At 39.8% G+C, this 17,329-nt stretch carries 18 protein-coding genes; 9 read left to right on the forward strand and 9 right to left on the reverse strand.

The features are described 5' to 3' along the window. Positions 1 to 43 precede the first annotated feature (43 nt). Together SCI76_RS21375 and SCI76_RS21380 are read right to left on the reverse strand one after the other, a co-directional pair. The gene (locus SCI76_RS21375; protein ID WP_014458732.1) at positions 44 to 244 is read right to left on the reverse strand and encodes a hypothetical protein; all 201 of its coding nucleotides are present in this window, start codon (positions 242 to 244) and stop codon (positions 44 to 46) included. Between the two features lie 22 nt (positions 245 to 266). Then, positions 267 to 788 carry a ferritin gene (locus SCI76_RS21380; RefSeq protein WP_014458733.1) on the reverse strand — a complete coding sequence of 174 codons (522 nt, stop codon included), beginning with the start codon at positions 786 to 788 and terminating at the stop codon, positions 267 to 269. A 293-nt stretch (positions 789 to 1,081) separates the two neighbouring features. Between SCI76_RS21380 and pgaC the strand changes: the two genes are divergently transcribed. From pgaC to SCI76_RS21400, 4 genes are all read left to right on the forward strand, one after another. Then, complete coding sequence (pgaC, locus tag SCI76_RS21385; RefSeq protein WP_048020377.1) at positions 1,082 to 2,338, forward strand: poly-beta-1,6-N-acetyl-D-glucosamine synthase; 1,257 nt, start codon at positions 1,082 to 1,084, stop codon at positions 2,336 to 2,338. Further along, a complete protein-coding gene (gene pgaD, locus SCI76_RS21390) occupies positions 2,296 to 2,757 on the forward strand; it encodes a poly-beta-1,6-N-acetyl-D-glucosamine biosynthesis protein PgaD (protein ID WP_047750023.1) in 462 nt (153 codons plus the stop codon). Before pgaC ends, pgaD begins: the two co-directional genes overlap by 43 nt. After that, complete coding sequence (locus SCI76_RS21395) at positions 2,754 to 3,620, forward strand: polysaccharide deacetylase family protein (RefSeq protein ID WP_048020379.1); 867 nt, start codon at positions 2,754 to 2,756, stop codon at positions 3,618 to 3,620. The genes pgaD and SCI76_RS21395 overlap by 4 nt, the downstream gene beginning before the upstream one ends. A 380-nt stretch (positions 3,621 to 4,000) precedes the next feature. Continuing rightward, on the forward strand, positions 4,001 to 5,716 hold the full coding sequence (locus SCI76_RS21400; RefSeq protein WP_328179574.1) for an EAL domain-containing protein: 1,716 nt from the start codon (positions 4,001 to 4,003) through the stop codon (positions 5,714 to 5,716). A 257-nt stretch (positions 5,717 to 5,973) separates the two neighbouring features. Here SCI76_RS21400 and spoIIP read toward each other — a convergent pair whose 3' ends face one another. Then, on the reverse strand, positions 5,974 to 7,158 hold the full coding sequence (gene spoIIP / locus SCI76_RS21405) for a stage II sporulation protein P (protein ID WP_034271278.1): 1,185 nt from the start codon (positions 7,156 to 7,158) through the stop codon (positions 5,974 to 5,976). A 189-nt stretch (positions 7,159 to 7,347) separates the two neighbouring features. Here spoIIP and SCI76_RS21410 point away from each other — a divergent pair, with 189 nt between their 5' ends. Next, positions 7,348 to 7,494: a hypothetical protein gene (locus SCI76_RS21410; RefSeq protein WP_168761175.1), complete on the forward strand. Its 147-nt coding sequence runs from the start codon at positions 7,348 to 7,350 to the stop codon at positions 7,492 to 7,494. A 10-nt stretch (positions 7,495 to 7,504) separates the two neighbouring features. On the opposite strand, the gene SCI76_RS21415 is transcribed toward SCI76_RS21410, so the two are convergent. Both SCI76_RS21415 and SCI76_RS21420 read right to left on the reverse strand, forming a co-directional pair. Then, positions 7,505 to 7,684 (reverse strand): hypothetical protein, encoded by a 180-nt coding sequence (locus SCI76_RS21415; RefSeq protein ID WP_080968645.1) that lies wholly within the window; start codon positions 7,682 to 7,684, stop codon positions 7,505 to 7,507. 123 nt (positions 7,685 to 7,807) lie between these two features. Next, positions 7,808 to 8,194 (reverse strand): VOC family protein, encoded by a 387-nt coding sequence (locus tag SCI76_RS21420; protein WP_048020385.1) that lies wholly within the window; start codon positions 8,192 to 8,194, stop codon positions 7,808 to 7,810. Positions 8,195 to 8,366: 172 nt separating this feature from the next. On the opposite strand from SCI76_RS21420, the gene SCI76_RS21425 reads away from it, so the two are divergent. Then, complete coding sequence (locus SCI76_RS21425; RefSeq protein ID WP_034271281.1) at positions 8,367 to 8,894, forward strand: YcxB family protein; 528 nt, start codon at positions 8,367 to 8,369, stop codon at positions 8,892 to 8,894. A 62-nt stretch (positions 8,895 to 8,956) separates the two neighbouring features. Here the strand turns inward: SCI76_RS21425 and SCI76_RS21430 are convergent, their stop codons facing one another. The 3 genes from SCI76_RS21430 to pruA form a co-directional block, all read right to left on the reverse strand. Further along, on the reverse strand, positions 8,957 to 9,760 hold the full coding sequence (locus SCI76_RS21430; RefSeq protein WP_063247170.1) for a YwqG family protein: 804 nt from the start codon (positions 9,758 to 9,760) through the stop codon (positions 8,957 to 8,959). 173 nt (positions 9,761 to 9,933) lie between these two features. Continuing rightward, positions 9,934 to 10,848: a proline dehydrogenase family protein gene (locus tag SCI76_RS21435; RefSeq protein ID WP_407544283.1), complete on the reverse strand. Its 915-nt coding sequence runs from the start codon at positions 10,846 to 10,848 to the stop codon at positions 9,934 to 9,936. A gap of 72 nt (positions 10,849 to 10,920) precedes the next feature. Next, the gene (gene pruA / locus SCI76_RS21440; RefSeq protein ID WP_048020392.1) at positions 10,921 to 12,489 is read right to left on the reverse strand and encodes an L-glutamate gamma-semialdehyde dehydrogenase; all 1,569 of its coding nucleotides are present in this window, start codon (positions 12,487 to 12,489) and stop codon (positions 10,921 to 10,923) included. Positions 12,490 to 13,022: 533 nt separating this feature from the next. Between pruA and SCI76_RS21445 the strand changes: the two genes are divergently transcribed. The 3 genes from SCI76_RS21445 to SCI76_RS21455 all read left to right on the forward strand — a co-directional run bounded on the left by SCI76_RS21445 (position 13,023) and on the right by SCI76_RS21455 (position 16,150). After that, positions 13,023 to 14,417 carry an amino acid permease gene (locus tag SCI76_RS21445; RefSeq protein ID WP_028414950.1) on the forward strand — a complete coding sequence of 465 codons (1,395 nt, stop codon included), beginning with the start codon at positions 13,023 to 13,025 and terminating at the stop codon, positions 14,415 to 14,417. A gap of 41 nt (positions 14,418 to 14,458) precedes the next feature. Continuing rightward, a complete protein-coding gene (locus SCI76_RS21450; protein ID WP_063247169.1) occupies positions 14,459 to 15,847 on the forward strand; it encodes an amino acid permease in 1,389 nt (462 codons plus the stop codon). A gap of 189 nt (positions 15,848 to 16,036) precedes the next feature. Then, complete coding sequence (locus SCI76_RS21455) at positions 16,037 to 16,150, forward strand: YjcZ family sporulation protein (RefSeq protein ID WP_080754474.1); 114 nt, start codon at positions 16,037 to 16,039, stop codon at positions 16,148 to 16,150. Positions 16,151 to 16,191: 41 nt separating this feature from the next. Here SCI76_RS21455 and SCI76_RS21460 read toward each other — a convergent pair whose 3' ends face one another. Next, positions 16,192 to 16,866 carry a hypothetical protein gene (locus tag SCI76_RS21460; protein ID WP_328175160.1) on the reverse strand — a complete coding sequence of 225 codons (675 nt, stop codon included), beginning with the start codon at positions 16,864 to 16,866 and terminating at the stop codon, positions 16,192 to 16,194. Positions 16,867 to 17,329: the final 463 nt, after the last annotated feature.

The following is a 17,329-nucleotide window of genomic DNA, read 5'->3' on the forward strand; positions in this document are numbered from 1 at the left end:
GCGGTGAATTTCTTCATGAAACAAAATTCCTGTTTTCCTCCACTCAGTGAAGGTAGTAGTGAATAAGAGAAGGGTGCACGTAGTACACGTGAACGTACTGAGGACGATGATAGTGAAGCTGATGCATATATTGATTCATAAGCCTTTGAATGGCGTCGTACACATTGGGCGGATAGCCGTAATAGCCGTGATGAATCCCAACTCGAAGCAAGGAAACGGGAGGCGTGTTATTGTTTTTGTACATTGTTCGGTGCTCTTCTGCGCGTTTAACCTTGCGCAGCTGCTCCGCCCGCCGCCGGCGCAGCTTTTCGCTGTCCTAGTTCTTGATCGAGTATAAAAATAGCTGCAGGGTTATTTTGAGCAATTTTTAAGCGGTCTACAATTGTCTGAGCCTGAGCTTCTTCATCGACTTGTTCTCTCAAAAAGTCCTGCACGATGACTAGGGTTTGAGGATCGTTCGCTTGGCTGATAAATTGAAACGCTTGACGATAAGAATTTGTGACGAACTTTTCATGCTCCAATACTTTTTGAAACGTTTCTAACGGTGTTCCAAACTCACTTGGCTGAGCAGGTAAAGAACTTAATTCAACCGTGCCGCCGCGGTCAACTAAGTAGTCAATAAGTTTTAGCATATGAGTGCGTTCTTCTTCAGACTGCAGACGCAGCCAACTGCCCATTCCTTTATAGTTTAATCGATTCATATAGTTAGACATAGCTAGGTATAAAGTCGAAGAGACGTGTTCAAGTTGAATTAAGTTATTGAGCAGCTTTTGAATTTGTTCGTTCATATTTGTTATTCCTCCTTAAGGAAAGAATTTCTTTCATATACTAGCTGCAACCCTCACGTTTTTTATGGTGAAAGAAATCTACAGTGATACTATATGTCACTTCTTTGAGTAGGTAACTTGCCCATCCTTTATTGGTGCTTCTTACTTACATAAAGGGGTCTTATAATATAGGAATAAACGTAGTTTAAAAGACTCTTTTTTTAGATGGTTAAAATTACTATGTTCTATTTAACCAATTTAGTGATAAAATTGTCACTCTGTGCAATTTTAATTGGTGTGAAGGAGTCAGAAAAATGAATATGCAACACGTATTAATACCTGGATTTGAAAAGCTCGCGAGCTTTGTTTTCTGGTATCCATTTATTATGTCTTTATTTTGGATTGCGGGCACGCTTATTTACATACGCTATCGCGACCGAGATCCCAAAGTTGATTTTTCAACAGTTGATTGGCCGTTAGTGAGCTTTTTAGTGCCTTGCTATAATGAAGAAGAAACGATTGAAGAAACGCTTAAGCACCTTTTGGCGTTAGATTATCCGTCTAAAGAAATCATTCTTATTAACGATGGAAGCACCGATGGAACAGCTGATATTTTAAAGGAAATCAGCAGGAATCACCCTGAAGTTCGTGTGATTCAGCTTTATGAAAATAAAGGAAAAGCCAATGCGTTGCATTTAGGTGCGCACGCATCTAAAGCTGAGTTTTTAATCTGCTTAGATTCAGACGCTATTTTAGATCAAGACGCTCCGTATTATCTAATCCATCATTTTCTTCATAAAGGGGAACGGCTGGGAGCCGTTACCGGAAATCCGCGCATTCGAAACCGTAATACGCTGCTGAGTCGCATTCAGCTAGTTGAGTATTCTTCTATTATCGGTTCTATTAAACGAACACAGCGAATTTTAGGAAAAGTAATGACGGTCTCAGGCGTAGTAGTGGCTTTTCGAAAGAAAGCACTTGTGGACGTCGGGCTGTGGGATCGTGACATGATTACGGAAGATATCGCCGTAAGCTGGAAGCTGCAGCAGCGCTTTTGGGATATCCGCTATGAACCGCGGGCATTGTGCTGGATGCTTGTGCCCGAAACCTTAAAGGGAATTTGGAAGCAGCGAGTACGTTGGGCTCAAGGCGGGCAAGAGGTAATGCTTCGCCACTGGAAAGTGTTATTAAAATGGAAGCAGCGCAGAATTTGGCTTGTATACCTAGAGCAGTGGATCAGTACTCTTTGGTCATTCGCATGGCTGTTTGTGACAATCATGCTGCTTGTTACCGCGAGCAGTCCTCAAGACATACTGTTTTGGTTTACGTTTACGTCATTTTCCCTTGTGTTTATGAGCTTAATTCAGCTGTTTATTGCGCTGAAAATTGATTCGAAATACGACAACGTGAAGCGGTATTACGTATGGGCTGCATGGTACCCAGCGCTTTACTGGATTGTCAATACGATTGTGGTAGTGGGCGCATTTCCTCGTGCTATCAGATCTAGAGTGAAAGGAGGCTATGCCACATGGAGCAGTCCAGACCGCGGCTTAACGAAGAGCAAATCATGATTCAAGCCAAGCAGCCTCTTGCTCGATTCGTGATAAGCATCATTGTTTCATCTGTTTTTTGGCTGTATTGTGCCATTGTTCTTTGGTTTTTCCTTTCAGCTGTTATCGGCGTAAATGACCGTTACAGCGGGGTATTAAAAATTGCGTTCAAAACGACGAACGGCGAAATTCGAACGTTTTTAGTAATTGGACTCGCTATTTTTTGCTTCTTTTTCCTGGCTCTGTTTTTATGGAGATTCTACAACAAAAAGAGATTTGGAAGCTTAAACCGACGAAAAGAGCCGGCGTATACGAGTATTAAAGATTTAGAGCGTCTTGAGCTTTTATCGAAGGATCAAATTCAAGAGCTTCAGCGTGCACAGTACATCGAGTTTGATGTTAATCCGTTAAAACATACTGAGGAGAGGAAGCACGCATGAAGAAATATGTATTCTTTCTTTTAATTGCGGCAGCGGTAGTTGGTTTTATTTTCTTTAAAGTAGTGAACTGGGAAGATAAGGCGAAAGCAACAACGACCGTGGAGCCAGCGCTTGAGACGAACGGATGCTTAGGCTTAAATTATCATCGCGTGCGCAAGCATAATTGGTTTAATCGAATTGTCAGCTCAGTTACAAAGTCTGACGAACTGACAGAGTACAGCGTCTACAGCAATGATTTTGAACAACAGTTAAAAAAGCTGAAGGAACTTGACGCTACGTTTGTTACGCCAAAAGATATTGAAACGTATCAGCAAAAAGGCACGTTTCCAAAACGCTGCGTATGGATTTCATTTGACGATATTGACCGTACCGTGTATCAAAACGCTTTTCCAATTTTGAAAAAGGAAAACATTCCGTTTACGCTATATGTAATCGCAGGACAAGTGGGAGCAGAGGACTTTCAAAATTTAAATATGGCTTCATGGAGTCAGCTAAAAGAAATGAAAGACAGCGGCCTTGCGACAATCGGTTCGCATACATATGATATGCACCGTTTAGAAGAAGACAAGCCTTTATTTCTGACGCCTGCTAAATACAGCGCGTTTGCTCGTGATTTACGAAAAAGCAAAGAAACGATTAAGAACCATTTAGGAATAGCCCCCGTTTACTTTGCCTATCCATACGGCAATACAAATGATGACGTAGCTAAGATTGTGAAAGATGCTGGTTTTCACCAAGCAGCTATTTTAGCCCCTCATGTTATTACAAAAGACAACGATCCGTATTACCTTAACCGGATTGTTGTGTACAACAAAACCTTTCAATATCTTATTCTTCCGTGGCTGACGCGTACGAGCTCATGAGAAGAAAGTGAAAAAAGCCTCTGTCTAAAGCAGAGGCTTTTTTCTGTTTACCATCAAAAGGTATGTCAATTACGTGAAGAAAGTACACTTTCATTTCTATAAAAATCATTTTAATGTTACCATAGAAAAGTTGTGATAACAGATATGGATAAACGAAACTATCTATCAATCCTTTTACAAACTGTGTGTAAGAAGTTTGTAAAGGTGTAAAGAGGAAAAGCGGCAATTGTACGCTTACTATTTTACGAATGTAAGGCAATCGGACAAACTAATTCGCTGTCCATTGCTAATTAAATTGTATTCATTATTCACGATTCCTCTCTATCATTTCGTCATGGGTTTTGTTTTATCATTAAAATTTTGATAAAGGTGTATAGGATATGGAAAACAGGCATTTTGAATATAAATTTAAAGAAGCGCTGAAAAAACTAAATGATATTGAACTTGCGTTAAATGAATCATCGATTGTAGCGATTACAGATAGTCGCGGATTCATCAATCACGTGAACGATAAATTCTGTGAAATTTCTAAGTATGAAAGACATGAGCTTCTCGGTCAAGATCATCGTATTATTAATTCGAAACATCACTCAAAACGGTTTTTTAAAGAGTTATGGAGTACGATCAGCTCAGGTAAGGTCTGGCACGGAGAAATAAAAAACAAGGCAAAAGACGGTTCGTATTACTGGGTGGATACAACCATTGTTCCATTTTTAGATGAACAAGGAAAACCGTATCAGTACGTATCAATTCGCAATGATATTACAAAGCGAAAAGCATATGAAGAAAAAATTAAGCAAATGGCTTATTATGATCCGTTAACTAATTTACCTAACCGCTACTGGTTAAACAAGCAGCTGAAAAAGCTGCTTTTAGATGGACAATCTCCAGAACTGATGGCTATTTTATTTTTAGATTTAGACCGCTTCAAATCAATAAATGATACGCTTGGCCATCATCACGGCGATGTGCTGCTGAGGCGCGTAGCAGAAAGATTAAAAAAATGTATTCCGTCCTCTGATTTTATCTCGCGGCACGGGGGCGATGAGTTTATTTTAGTGCTTCATACACTAAAAACTGTTGAGGAAATTGAAAAAATGACCGAGCAGATTGTAAAAGAAATGTCGCTTCCTTTTTATATAGACGGAGACAAAGTGCTAACCTCTACAAGCGTTGGCATCAGCCTATTTTCAAAGGAATGTCAGCAGCATATTATTCCAAAAGACGCAGATGAACTAATTGACAGGTTAATTAAGCAAGCAGATATTGCGATGTATGTAGCAAAACGAAATGGGCGAAACACATATGAAATGAGTTCTTCTTCATCAAATGAAAAAATCATTAAAACGATTAGCATGGAGAATGAGTTAAAGTATGCGTTAGAAAGAAATGAGTTTCAGCTCGTTTATCAGCCGTTAATCGATTTGAAAACGTCTGATGTCATAGGGGCAGAAGCGCTTATCCGCTGGAATAGCGCAAAATTTGGTACTGTCTATCCAAATGAATTTTTGCCTATTTTAGAAGAAGTTGGTTTGATTGTACCGGTTGGCAAATGGGTATTAGAAGAAGCATGTCAGCAAATGAAAGCATGGACGGAGATAAATTTAAAAGCGAGTAAAATAGGGGTGAACGTGTCACCTATTCAGCTGAAGTCCTCACGATTTGTAACGGACATGGAACAAATTTTGAAGAAAACGGGCCTTGAGCCGCACTTTCTAGAACTTGAAATCACCGAAAGCGTTATTCAAAACAGTCAAGAATCGAAAAAAGTGCTAAACCGCCTGCGGAGTCTAGGGATAAAAGTGGCGATGGATGATTTCGGAACGTGCTACTCTTCTCTCAGCTATCTTAAACACTTGCCAATCAATACGTTAAAAATTGATAAATCATTTATTGATGACTTAGATGAAGTTGGAAAAGTGCTGGTGGAAACGATTATTCAAATGGGGAAAAAACTTAATTTTGCCCTAACCGCAGAAGGAATCGAAAACGAAGAACAGCTGCAGTTTGTGACGGAACAAGGCTGTCATATCGGTCAAGGCTATCTATTTGATAAGCCGCTTTCTCCTGAGGAAATGAGCCGTTTGTTGAAATGAAGGAAAATCCTATGTACGGAAAGAAGCTCTTTAATAGAGCTTTTTTTTATGGTTTTTAATCGTATGTAAGGAGTGTGAAAGTCGTGAAAGAGTACGTTGGAATCTGCACGATATGTCAAAAGAACGTGTACTGTTTAGAGGGATTTTTGAACGGTGTGGTTGTTGAAGGGAAGATTGTCTGCTTTGCGTGTGAAGAAAAGGAGAAGCGTGACTCTCATAAAAACAAAAACTAGCTACCTGGGGTAGCTAGTTTTTGTTTACTGCGCATTCACTTTTTCAGCTTGCCAATAATACTCGCTGAACACATCAGAAAAGGCTTTGACGGTATTTGTGAGTTCTTCCATATTGTTATCGACGCCGCCTACTTCAATTAAAATGGAGCGGTCGGATAAGTCTTGATTATACAGACCGTTATTGCCGCTTGTTTTCTTTTTGCTTAATACTCCGCGGCTAAGGCCTGGATATTTTTCCTCTAGCTTTTCATGAATCGCTTTAGCCATTTTTACATTTTCATCAAATTTCGGATTCGCTTCACCTAATACAATCATTATTTTAGCGTACGATTTGCCGTTGATAGTAGCCGTTGTTTTTTCTTGACGTAGTGAATCACGATGAATATCAATTAAATAATCGACGTCTTGGTTTTGCTGAAGAGCTGTTTCCACCACGCTTCGAGACATCGCATAGGCTCGTCCTGTACCCCAGCCTTTTTCATTCAGCTTTTGCGTCATGTTGGTTGTATCTACTTCCGATCCGATTCCGTCTGCTTTTAATTCCATTCCTAGCATTTGACCAACGAGCGTGATGTTGGTTTTGTTATCTACTGCTTTATTTTCGTTCGCTTCACCTGGCATACCAAGTAAAGGGAAATAAGATTCCCAGCTGTGCGTGTGGTAGATGTACACAACTTTTCTGTCTCCCGTGCTTTGCTTAGCCTGTGTTTGAGACTGTTTTTTGCTTTCTTCGTACGTTTTGCTTTCAGCAGGATCCAAATCACGCTCTCCAGAAATGCTTTCGAGAGGAGGAGCCGATTCATGAGGAATCGTGGTATAATCCGTTCCTTCACCGGCTAACAGAATATGAGAATCAAAAATAGAAAAGCCGGGCAGTTCTGATCCAAATAGACTTCTTGTATCCGCCACGCGAATATTCGTCGCAAGCTGCAGGGCGACAGAAGAAAGAGGAGGCGGGGAGAAGTCTTCTTCAAAGGCATGGGAGAAATGATGGTTTTCCGTATGCATGAAGTAGAACAAGCTTTGAGCTTTATAATTTGATAGCGCTTGATAGACAACGTTCGAGCGCAGCGTATGCTGAAGAGTTGAATACGTGACGGTAAAAATAGCGGCAGATGTTAACAGAACAAATAGTATAGCGATAATTAATGATTTATAAGAAAGAATCCAAAAAAGCTTTTTAGGCTTTTCAGTGAACTTTTTTTTCATAGAGTAAACCTCCTCTAATAAAATTTGAAATCAGCGAATAAGAACTCTAAGAGGAGAATGTTATGTATCTACTATTTACTCTATTAAAAAGAAAAAGAAATATGATAGAAACCATGATATTTAACACAATATAAAAAAGGTTATAGTAGGGCATACTATAAAAAAACGGTGCGTATTGGAGCTGGTTAGATGAACGATTCATGGGTTTATCATCATTTTATTAATACACTGTTATTTCCTTTAACAATGTTTGGCGTGGCATTTTGTGTACTAGGGCTGTTGGTGTACATGCTGTGGAAAGAAAAGCAAAAAGAAGGGCGAAAACAACGAGATTGAGGCATCTAATCTAAAGACGAACAAATGAGGTAAAGGAGCTAGTATGGAACGCTTTTGACACCGCGGTTGATTTCCATGCAAGACTTCGCTTTCCGCGGACGGCCGGTGAGCCTCCTTGTCGCGCACGCTCCTGCGGGGTCTCACCTGTTCCGCTTTCCCCGCAGGAGTCTTCGTCTTGCCTTCCAGTCAACCGCTAGAAGTATCTACATGCATGAAACCTACGTTCATCACACCAATAAAAAAATCCGAACGAATAATTGTTCGGATCTTCCTTCAACTAAAATACGTTTGTCACAGTCTTTTTGTCCGAATTTCAGCTGGGAAAAGGAAGGTTTTTTCTTTCTAAGAACTCCATACGGTTCCCAAATGGATCATCCACGTAAATTCTTTCAGTACCGGGAATGTTTTTGTCTTCTATAAAAGAAATACCAAAGCTACTCAGATGATCTTTGAACGCAGGTAGATTTTTAACGTGAAAGCCTGGATGCGCTTTTTTAGCGGGTGAAAAGGCAGGTTCCACACCAATATGCAGCTGATAAGAACCGAATTCAAACCACACGCCGCCGCGCTTTTTTAGACTTTCCGGCTTTTCGACTTCTGTTAATCCAAGAACAGTTCCGAAAAAGTGTCGTGCTTCGCTTTCTGAATTCGGTGGTGCAGCTAGCTGAATATGATCAATATGCGTCAGTGTAAAAGCCATAAACATTCCTCCTTAAATAGTAGAGTACTAGTTAAGTTTACGTGATGTATATCTGTAAATAAATGATAAAAAGTTGATGTATTTCATAAGAAAAACTTATTATTTTATATACATATAACACCAAATGAGGTATATTTTATTTTGTTGTTATTTAGAAGAATTGGAGATTAATATGGAATATCACTATACGTTAACAAAAGATGATTATGTGGCTTTTAATATGCATCATGCTCAACATTCGGAAAGAGTACAAAAAGTGCTGAAAGTTCAGCGATGGATGTCGCTTATTTTTCTTCTCATTCCTTTGCTTGTTTCGTGGGTTGAAGGAGAGTTTTTACTTGGCATGTTCGTAGCATTTGCGCTGCTTGCGGTTCTTTGGTTTTTATTTTATCCGAAATATTTTTACGGAAGTATTAAAAAGAACATTATAAAGGTAATAAATGAAGGAGATAACAGCAGTCTGACAGGTGAGCATACTATGATGGTTACGGAAGATGGCTTGGTAGAGAAAAGCTTAAAAGGAGAAGTGAAGACTCCTTGGTCAAGCATCACTCAAATTAGAGAAACCGATGAACATATCTTTATTCTTGTTAGTGCAATGAGCGGATACGTTATTCCTACAAGCGCATTTGCAGATGTAAAAGCGCTACAGCAGTTTAAAGAAACGCTGAATGCTGCAAGGGCTGGAAAAACAGGCTGAGTAGTAAATAATAATAATGTAAAAAAACGCCCTCCTAGATATTTTTCTAAGAGGGTGTTTTTTTAACAGCAGTCCCAGTTGTACAAAACATCTTTAAAGTTACGGTTGCGAAGGTCTTCTTCTTTAATGAAGAAATTGGCCACTCCCGCATCACCAAACATAATATCCGCTTCGTCGTCCATGGCGAATTGAAGAAGCAGAACGTTATATGCGCGCAGCGCTTCATCGTAGTCTCGAGGATCGCTTTGAGTGAAAAAAGCGTATCCGCCCATTTTATGATACTCGCCCGTAAGCTCATCCCAGTAGATCTCTTCCATTTCTTCATCATCAAATAAATCTGATTCCATATCATTATATCGATAGTCAGTAGGAGACACGGGTTCACTTTTTATTTCAAACTGTAGGCCTACTTCTTGAGGAATAGGAAACATATCTCGGTCAACGTCTTCTAGATACGTAAAATCGGTTGTTAATTTGTTTTCGTCAGTTGTTACATCTTCGTAGAAAACGACGCGAAAGTCTTTTTGAGACGTGGGTTGGTCAAAATCCAGACCATACACATCACCGGTGTTTTTGTTATCAGCTCCACAAATGAAAAATTGAAGCATGCCTTGAGAAGGCATATTTTCATAGGGAGGCACGTCAGAAAAATTGATTTGTGCCATCATTAACATAGGCTTGCCCTCGGAGTCGAGAGGATGATTTGCTTCTAGAGGCAGGTAAGGGTTGCCGCCGAACTTGCTGTCATATAATTTTGGACTGTTCATAACCGTATGGATGTGGATATAAGGTTTACATGTTTTTTCGATTTCTTTTCGGTAAGGTTCTAGCTTAGGAGGCAGTTCTAATTTTGATAGAGGATTCATGTGTATTCTCCTTTTTGTTTATAATGAAAAGAACGTTTGTTCGTATTTATATTTTATCGCAATACATACTGAAAGGGAAGAGAAATCGTATAAAAAATCCCTTTGCAGAAGCATCCGCAAAGGGTACAAAGAAATGATAGCGTTTTCATTATGGTACTTACTGAATAGATTGCTTATTTAGAAAAGAATCCTTTTAAAGCAAATGCGACGTTTTGCGGTCTTTCGGCTAAGCGGCGCATAAAGTAGCCAAACCAGTCGTTGCCAAATGGAACGTATACGCGCATTGTATAGCCTTCTTTTGCAAGGCTAAGCTGCATATCTGTTCGGAATCCGTACAGCATTTGAAATTCAAACTGCGTGCGCGGGATGTTATTTTTGTGAGCGAACTCTTTTACTTTTGCAATAATGTTGTGGTCGTGAGATGCAATAGCCGTGTATGTTCCACTGAGCAAATGCTCTTCGATAATTCGCATATAGTTCTCATCAATTTGGGCTTTGTCTTGAAACGCCACGGTTGGTGATTCTTGATACGCGCCTTTTACCAATCGAAGAGGAATGCCTTTTAGCTCTTTTACATCTTGTTCAGCGCGGAATAGGTAAGCTTGAATAACCGTTCCAACATTATCAAACGTCTCGCGAAGCTCTCGTAAAATATCTAGCGTTATTTGACAGTGAGCATAGTCTTCCATGTCGATTCGAACAAAGTTATCGTATTTTTTCGCCGTTTCAAGAATGCGGCGCATGTTCTCAACGCAAAAGCTGCGGTCAATATCCAAACCAAGCTGCGTCATTTTGACAGATAAGTTGCACGTTACACCGGCTTGGCCCATAGCTTCTAGTGTTCTGATGTTATATTGAGTTGCTTCGATAGCTTCTTCTCTGCTTGAAACAAATTCCCCTAAATGATCAAGCGTACAAACAAGCCCTTTTTCATTCAATTCCCGTACTTTTTTGATCGCATGTTCAATTGTGTCACCAGCTACCACTTGAGCTGCACCAAAGCGAAGACCCCATTTTTTCGCCGCTTTGTTTAGCGCTTTATTTTGGGAAGCGTGAAGAAACACATTTTTAGATACCTCTGCTAACATAAATATCTCCCCCTATAGAAAAAATTCCTTGTTGTTTTAAGATAGAGCAGCCTAGGGCTGCTCTACTGAGTATTAAAGCGTTGTGCTTGTTGTTTTTGCTTGTAAGTGCAGAATCAAGTAATCAGGACCGCCAGCTTTTGAATCTGTTCCTGACATATTAAATCCGCCAAACGGCTGGTACCCAACGATGGCACCTGTACAACCGCGGTTGAAATAAAGGTTTCCAACGTGGAACTCTTCTTTCGCACGCTCAATGTGTTCAGGCGTATTTGAAAGAAGGGCACCTGTTAAACCGTAGTCAGTGTTGTTCGCAATTTCCATCATATGATCGAAGTCGCGCGCTTTGCAGAATGCTACGACTGGGCCGAAGATTTCTTCTTGCATTAAACGTGCTTTTTCATCTACATCTGCAATAATCGTAGGCTGGATGAAGTAGCCTTTTGAATCATCTGCTTCTCCGCCCGTCATTAAACGGCCTTCTTCTTTACCGATTTCAATGTACTTTGTAATTTTGTTGAAAGAAGCTTGATCAATAACAGGTCCCATATACGTGTTTACATCTTCAGGGCTGCCCATTGTTAATGTTTTTGTCAGCGCAACTGCTTTTTCAAGAACGATATCGTATACGTCTTGATGAACAACTGCACGAGAGCCCGCTGAACACTTTTGTCCAGAGAAGCCAAACGCTGAATACACAATAGAAGAAGCAGCTAAATCTAAATCAGCATCTTTATCTACAACAACCGTGTCTTTTCCGCCCATTTCAGCAATAACGCGTTTTAGCCAGATTTGACCAGGCTGTACTTTTGCTGCGCGTTCATAGATGCGGCAGCCTACTTCACGAGAACCTGTAAATGAAACGAATCGTGTTTTTGGATGATCTACTAAATAGTCGCCAATTTCGCTTCCGCTTCCCGGCACGTAGTTTAGTACGCCGTCTGGAAGGCCAGCTTCTTTCATTACTTCTACAAATTTTGCTGCGATAACGGGTGTGTTGTTAGCCGGTTTTAATAAAACCGTATTTCCTGCTACGATTGCTGCTGCTGCTGTTCCAGCCATGATCGCTAGCGGGAAGTTAAACGGTGAAATAATAACGCCGACACCAAGTGGAATGTAGTTAAATTTATTTTCTTCACCTTCGCGGCTCTCAACAGGCGCGCCGTCTTTTAGCTGCACCATTTGGCGAGCGTAGTATTCAAGGAAGTCAATTGCTTCTGCTGTATCAGCATCTGCTTCATTCCACGGCTTTCCTGCTTCTTTTACAAGGTAAGCTGAAAATTCATGCTTGCGGCGGCGAATGATGTCCGCTGCGCGGAAAAGAATGTCAGCGCGAGCTTCCGGCGCTTCTTTTTTCCATGTATTAAATGTAGAAAGTGCTGCTTGCATTGCTTTTTCAGCCAGGTCTTGATCTGCTTTTGACACGCGTCCGATAACTTCTGCTTTATTTGCTGGGTTAATGGACTGAATTTGATCTTCTGTTGTAATGAATTCTCCGCCAATTACAAGAGGATAGTCCTTTCCAAGCTCTGATTGTACAAGTTCTAATGCAGATTCAAACGCATCTTTGTTTTGTGCAGTCGTAAAATCTGTGAAAGGCTCGTGTTTGTATTGTTTGATTTCGTTGATATTCATTGTGTTCATTTTCATTACCCCTTTTTTTAGAAAATTTTAAACATAATTAATATTCCAACACCCTATACCTGTATTATAATCACCTTATTATCGTTTTGTACATAGTTTTTTAACAAAAATGTTCAAAAAAAATTAAAAATAAACACTTTTGTTTAAATATCCAATGAATCTATGGTTTTTATAGTGATTTTGAACAAAATGAAAAGAAAGGAGTGTCGGTAAAGTGAAAGAAAAGATGTTTTGAAGTAAAGAATTACGATAGCGGAAAGAGTTTATCGGTAGTAAATTAAAATGATCTTCCTTTCAAAAAAACAATAGACAAAGTTGTTCAATATAAATTATCATATAATTCGAAAAGTAATTTTTGCCGAATGAAGCTATCTTTTTCGTCAAGTGAAGGCTTCATTTGCATGCACAGATAGAAGGAGGGTAGGAAAACGGCAGTTATTTGTCCACGATATTGTAAGGGCTTACATATTTAACGCGCGATGCGAAGAACGTGTAATTCTTTAAATGACGGTTTCTATGAGGAGGATTTTAATATGAGTCATCAACCGCCTGAGTTAAAAAAAGAATTAAAAATTCGACACATAACCATGATTTCTTTAGGAGGAATCATTGGTGCCGGTTTGTTCATTGGAAGCGGATCGCTCATTAACGCAGCAGGTCCTGGTTCCATCTTTTCGTACGCGTTTGCCGGTTTGCTGGTGATCTTAGTGATGCGAATGCTGGGGGAAATGTCTACGGCTAATCCTTCAAGCGGTTCGTTCGCGACATATGCCAGAGAAGCGCTTGGACCGTGGGCTGGCTACACAATCGGCTGGCTATACTGGTTTTTCTGGGTAATTGTTATTGCTGTTGAAGCGATTGCCGGCTCAACAATTATTCAATACTGGTTTCCATCTCTACCGTCTTGGGGTGTCAGTCTGCTCCTGACATTTTTATTAACTTTAACGAACTTATACTCTGTTAAATCATTTGGTGAATTTGAATACTGGTTTTCGCTTATTAAAGTAGTTAGTTTAGTGCTGTTTTTACTTTTAGGGGGAGCGATTATCCTCGGTTTAATACCGGGAGTAGAGTCTCCGGGAGCGTCGAACCTTCTTCATAGAGGAGGATTTCTTCCAAATGGAATCAGCTCCGTCTTTTTAGGAGTGGCGATTGTCATGTTTTCCTTTATGGGAACCGAAATTGTCGCAACAGCGGCTGGAGAATCGGCTCAGCCTGAGCGAGCGATCACCATCGCAACAAATACCGTTATTTATCGTATTTTAATTTTTTATCTTGGGTCTATTTTAATCTTAGTAACGATCCTTCCTTGGGATTCTTCAAGCTTGATGAAAAGTCCGTTTGTTTCGATATTAGAGCTGGTAAACGTTCCGGCAGCTGCTCAAATCATGAACTTTATCGTACTGACTGCCGTTCTTTCTTGCTTAAATTCAGGTCTATATACGAGTTCTCGTATGCTGTACTCAATGGCGCAAAAAGGAGACGCGCCGCGTATGTTTTTGAAAGTGAATAAAAAAGGCATTCCGTTTAATGCCATTGTAGGATGTACCGTGATTTCTTACATCAGCGTTGGGTTTAACTATCTTTCACCTGATAAAATCTTTTTATTTTTAGTAAATGCATCTGGAGGCGTAGCGCTTCTTGTGTACCTTGTTATTGCTTTTTCACAGCTTCGCATGAGAAAGAAATACGAAAAAGAAAAGCCAGAAGCTTTAAAAATCAGAATGTGGCTGTTTCCTTATTTAACGTATGGAACAATTGCGGCGATCACAAGCATCTTTATTGCGATGGCATTTATTGATTCGCTTCGCACTCAGTTTTATCTCACGCTGCTGATTGCTGTATTTGTGGTATGTTCGTACTTCTTTATGAAAAAGAAAAAAGATGATCATTCCCTATCAGGACAGGGAAATAAAAGAATCTCTTAAATAGAAGAGAAAATCATCACGAGGGGCTAGGGGGAAGTAAATTGGCAAACAAAGAGTTAAAAAGAGGGCTTGAATCTCGTCATATTCAAATGATTGCTCTTGGAGGAACGATCGGGGTAGGGTTATTTATGGGTTCAGCAAGCACCATTGAATGGACGGGGCCATCCGTCCTGCTTGCGTATGCTATTTGCGGCGTTTTTATTTTCTTTATTATGCGTGCAATGGGTGAAATGCTTTACTTAGAGCCAAGTACGGGTTCATTTGCGACATTTGGTCATAAATATATTCACCCGTTAGCTGGTTACATTACGGCTTGGAGCAACTGGTTTCAGTGGGTGATTGTCGGCATGGCAGAAATTATTGCCGTCGGAGCTTATATGCAGTACTGGTTCCCGCATTTGCCGGCGTGGGTTCCGGGAATTGTCGCCATGATCATTCTCGGTGCGGCAAATTTAATCTCAGTGAAATCTTTTGGAGAGTTTGAATTTTGGTTTGCAATGATTAAAATCGTGACGATTGTGCTCATGATTATTGCCGGTCTTGGCCTTGTTTTCTTCGGTCTTGGAAACGGGGGAGAAGCGCTTGGACTATCGAATTTGTGGGCAAACGGAGGTTTCTTTACAGGCGGATGGTCCGGCTTTTTCTTTGCGCTGTCGCTTGTGATTGCTGCCTATCAAGGAGTAGAGCTTATTGGAATTACAGCAGGAGAAGCCAAAGATCCTAAAAAAACGTTAACAAGCGCGATTCAAAGCTTGATTTGGCGTATATTAATCTTTTATATCGGTGCCATTTTTATCATTGTAACGGTATATCCGTGGAATGAGCTTGACTCACTCGGCAGTCCGTTTGTTTCTACATTTGCGAAAGTAGGGATTACGGCAGCTGCGGGGATCATTAATTTTGTGGTCATCACAGCGGCAATGTCTGGATGTAACAGCGGAATTTTCAGCGCAGGACGCATGCTTTATACGTTAGGCGTAAACGGACAGGCTCCAGCGTTTTTTACAAAGGTTTCTCGAAACGGTGTACCTATTTATAGTACCGTTGCGGTAATGATTGGGTTAGCTGCGGGCGTTGTCTTAAATTATATTGCTCCGCCAAATGTTTTTGTGTACGTGTACAGCGCGAGCGTGCTTCCAGGTATGATTCCATGGTTTGTCATTCTTATCAGTCAAATTCGTTTTCGAAAAGCAAAAGGAGCGGCGATGGATCAGCATCCATTTAAAATGCCTTTTGCTCCTGTGACGAACTACGTAACCATCGCGTTTTTACTTATGGTGCTTGTAGGTATGTGGTTTAATGATGAAACGCGCATATCGCTGATTGTCGGGATTATCTTTTTAGCTATTGTCGTGCTGAGCTACTATGTACTAGGTATCGGAAAGCGCACGGAAGTACGGTCTTCTGAAAGACGTAAGCTAGTGAAATAAATGATTTTGTAAGAGAGGCTGAAAAGCATTTTCTTTTTTTACTAATGAGGTGCATGGCAAGAAGGAAAAAGAAAAAAGAAAAAACCAGAGTCAAATCGGCGTGTTCAGGCATAAGATAATCCAACTCAAGCGAAATGCAAGCGGCGTTTTTCTTGAGGAAAGAGTAACTAAAGAAAAGGAAGTGTTCGTATGTCTGGAAACGCTGGATGTGGATATGGATCTGGTTTTGCTTTATTAGTTGTATTATTTATTTTATTAGTAATCATCGGCTGCAGCTGCTACGGCGGAGGCCTTGGCTGGTAATTCACTCATTTAAAAAGCCCTATAAGGGCTTTTTTCAATGCTTATAAATAACGCTTTTTCCCGTTTTGATAAATGTTTACGTGAAAGCCGTTCATTTCTCCGATATAGAGTTTAGAGGGTAAATCAGCTACTTTGACAGATGAAGTAATTTCTACAGTTTGATACCCCTTTGATTCTAGCGTAATGGTATGAAGTTTAGGCTTATTCATCATTTGTAAAAAAGGCTGTTCATCTTTAAAAAAAGCGCGCTTATCAATTGCCACTTCAAACGTAACAGGCTTTGAACGGTGATTTTCAAAGGAAAGCTTGCAGTTTCCCGTTAATATGGTTTCTCTTTTATTAGTCTCGAATGTGCAACTGCTGTTTTCAGCATCGTAAGAAACGGCATACATTCCTGTTAACACGGTCTTTTGCATGACTTCAATCATAAACCCAGGGCCGGAAGTAACGATGAATGCAGCTAAAATCGTTAGTTTTAAACGATGACGGTTTAAACTTTTATAAAGTAAAAAAAGACTTATTAAAAGTATGATTGCCCAAGCATTGTTAGCATAATAGAATCCCGTCATTGTTTCTTCATTTCCATAAATGGGAAGACCTAAAAAAGAAAAGACAGAATGACTGAGCGGTGTTGAATTAGGGAAAGGGACGTTTAAAATAAAAACAGCTAGTAAAAAGATGAGTCCTTTTATCAAAAGTGATCGTTCACGAATCATGTTGTTCCTCCTTAGCTATAAATCACGTATCATTATATACTATTATTATCTTTTTTTGTAATTAATGGATATTTTATTGCGTGGGAGGAAAGAGAGTGGAAAATAAATTGATAAAAAATGTCCATGTCCATTTATAAGTGTCATGGTTTCTTAGAAAGCAGGATATGAAATATTTATTTTTTTGCAGATGATGCATATTGCTGAATGAAAAAACGTTATGCCGTATCACAATCCAGAAATGCTAGTAGCCTCAAAGCTTATACAGAGGGTTTTAACAGATACATAATTAGGATAAAGCCTGTCTTAGAACAGGAACTTGCTATTTCTAAATTGATATGTTACACTAAGGTTAATTATTTTTGTTCGGTATGAAATTGAAAGAAGAGAAATATTCTTCATTAGAAATTTTTATCTGGAAATAGTACGATTGAGCAAGGGTAGTAATATATGTGTGGAGTAATTC

Origin of the sequence: Priestia sp. HNGD-A6 (assembly GCF_045784335.1) — a bacterium.
GTDB classification, from domain to species: domain Bacteria; phylum Bacillota; class Bacilli; order Bacillales; family Bacillaceae_H; genus Priestia; species Priestia zanthoxyli.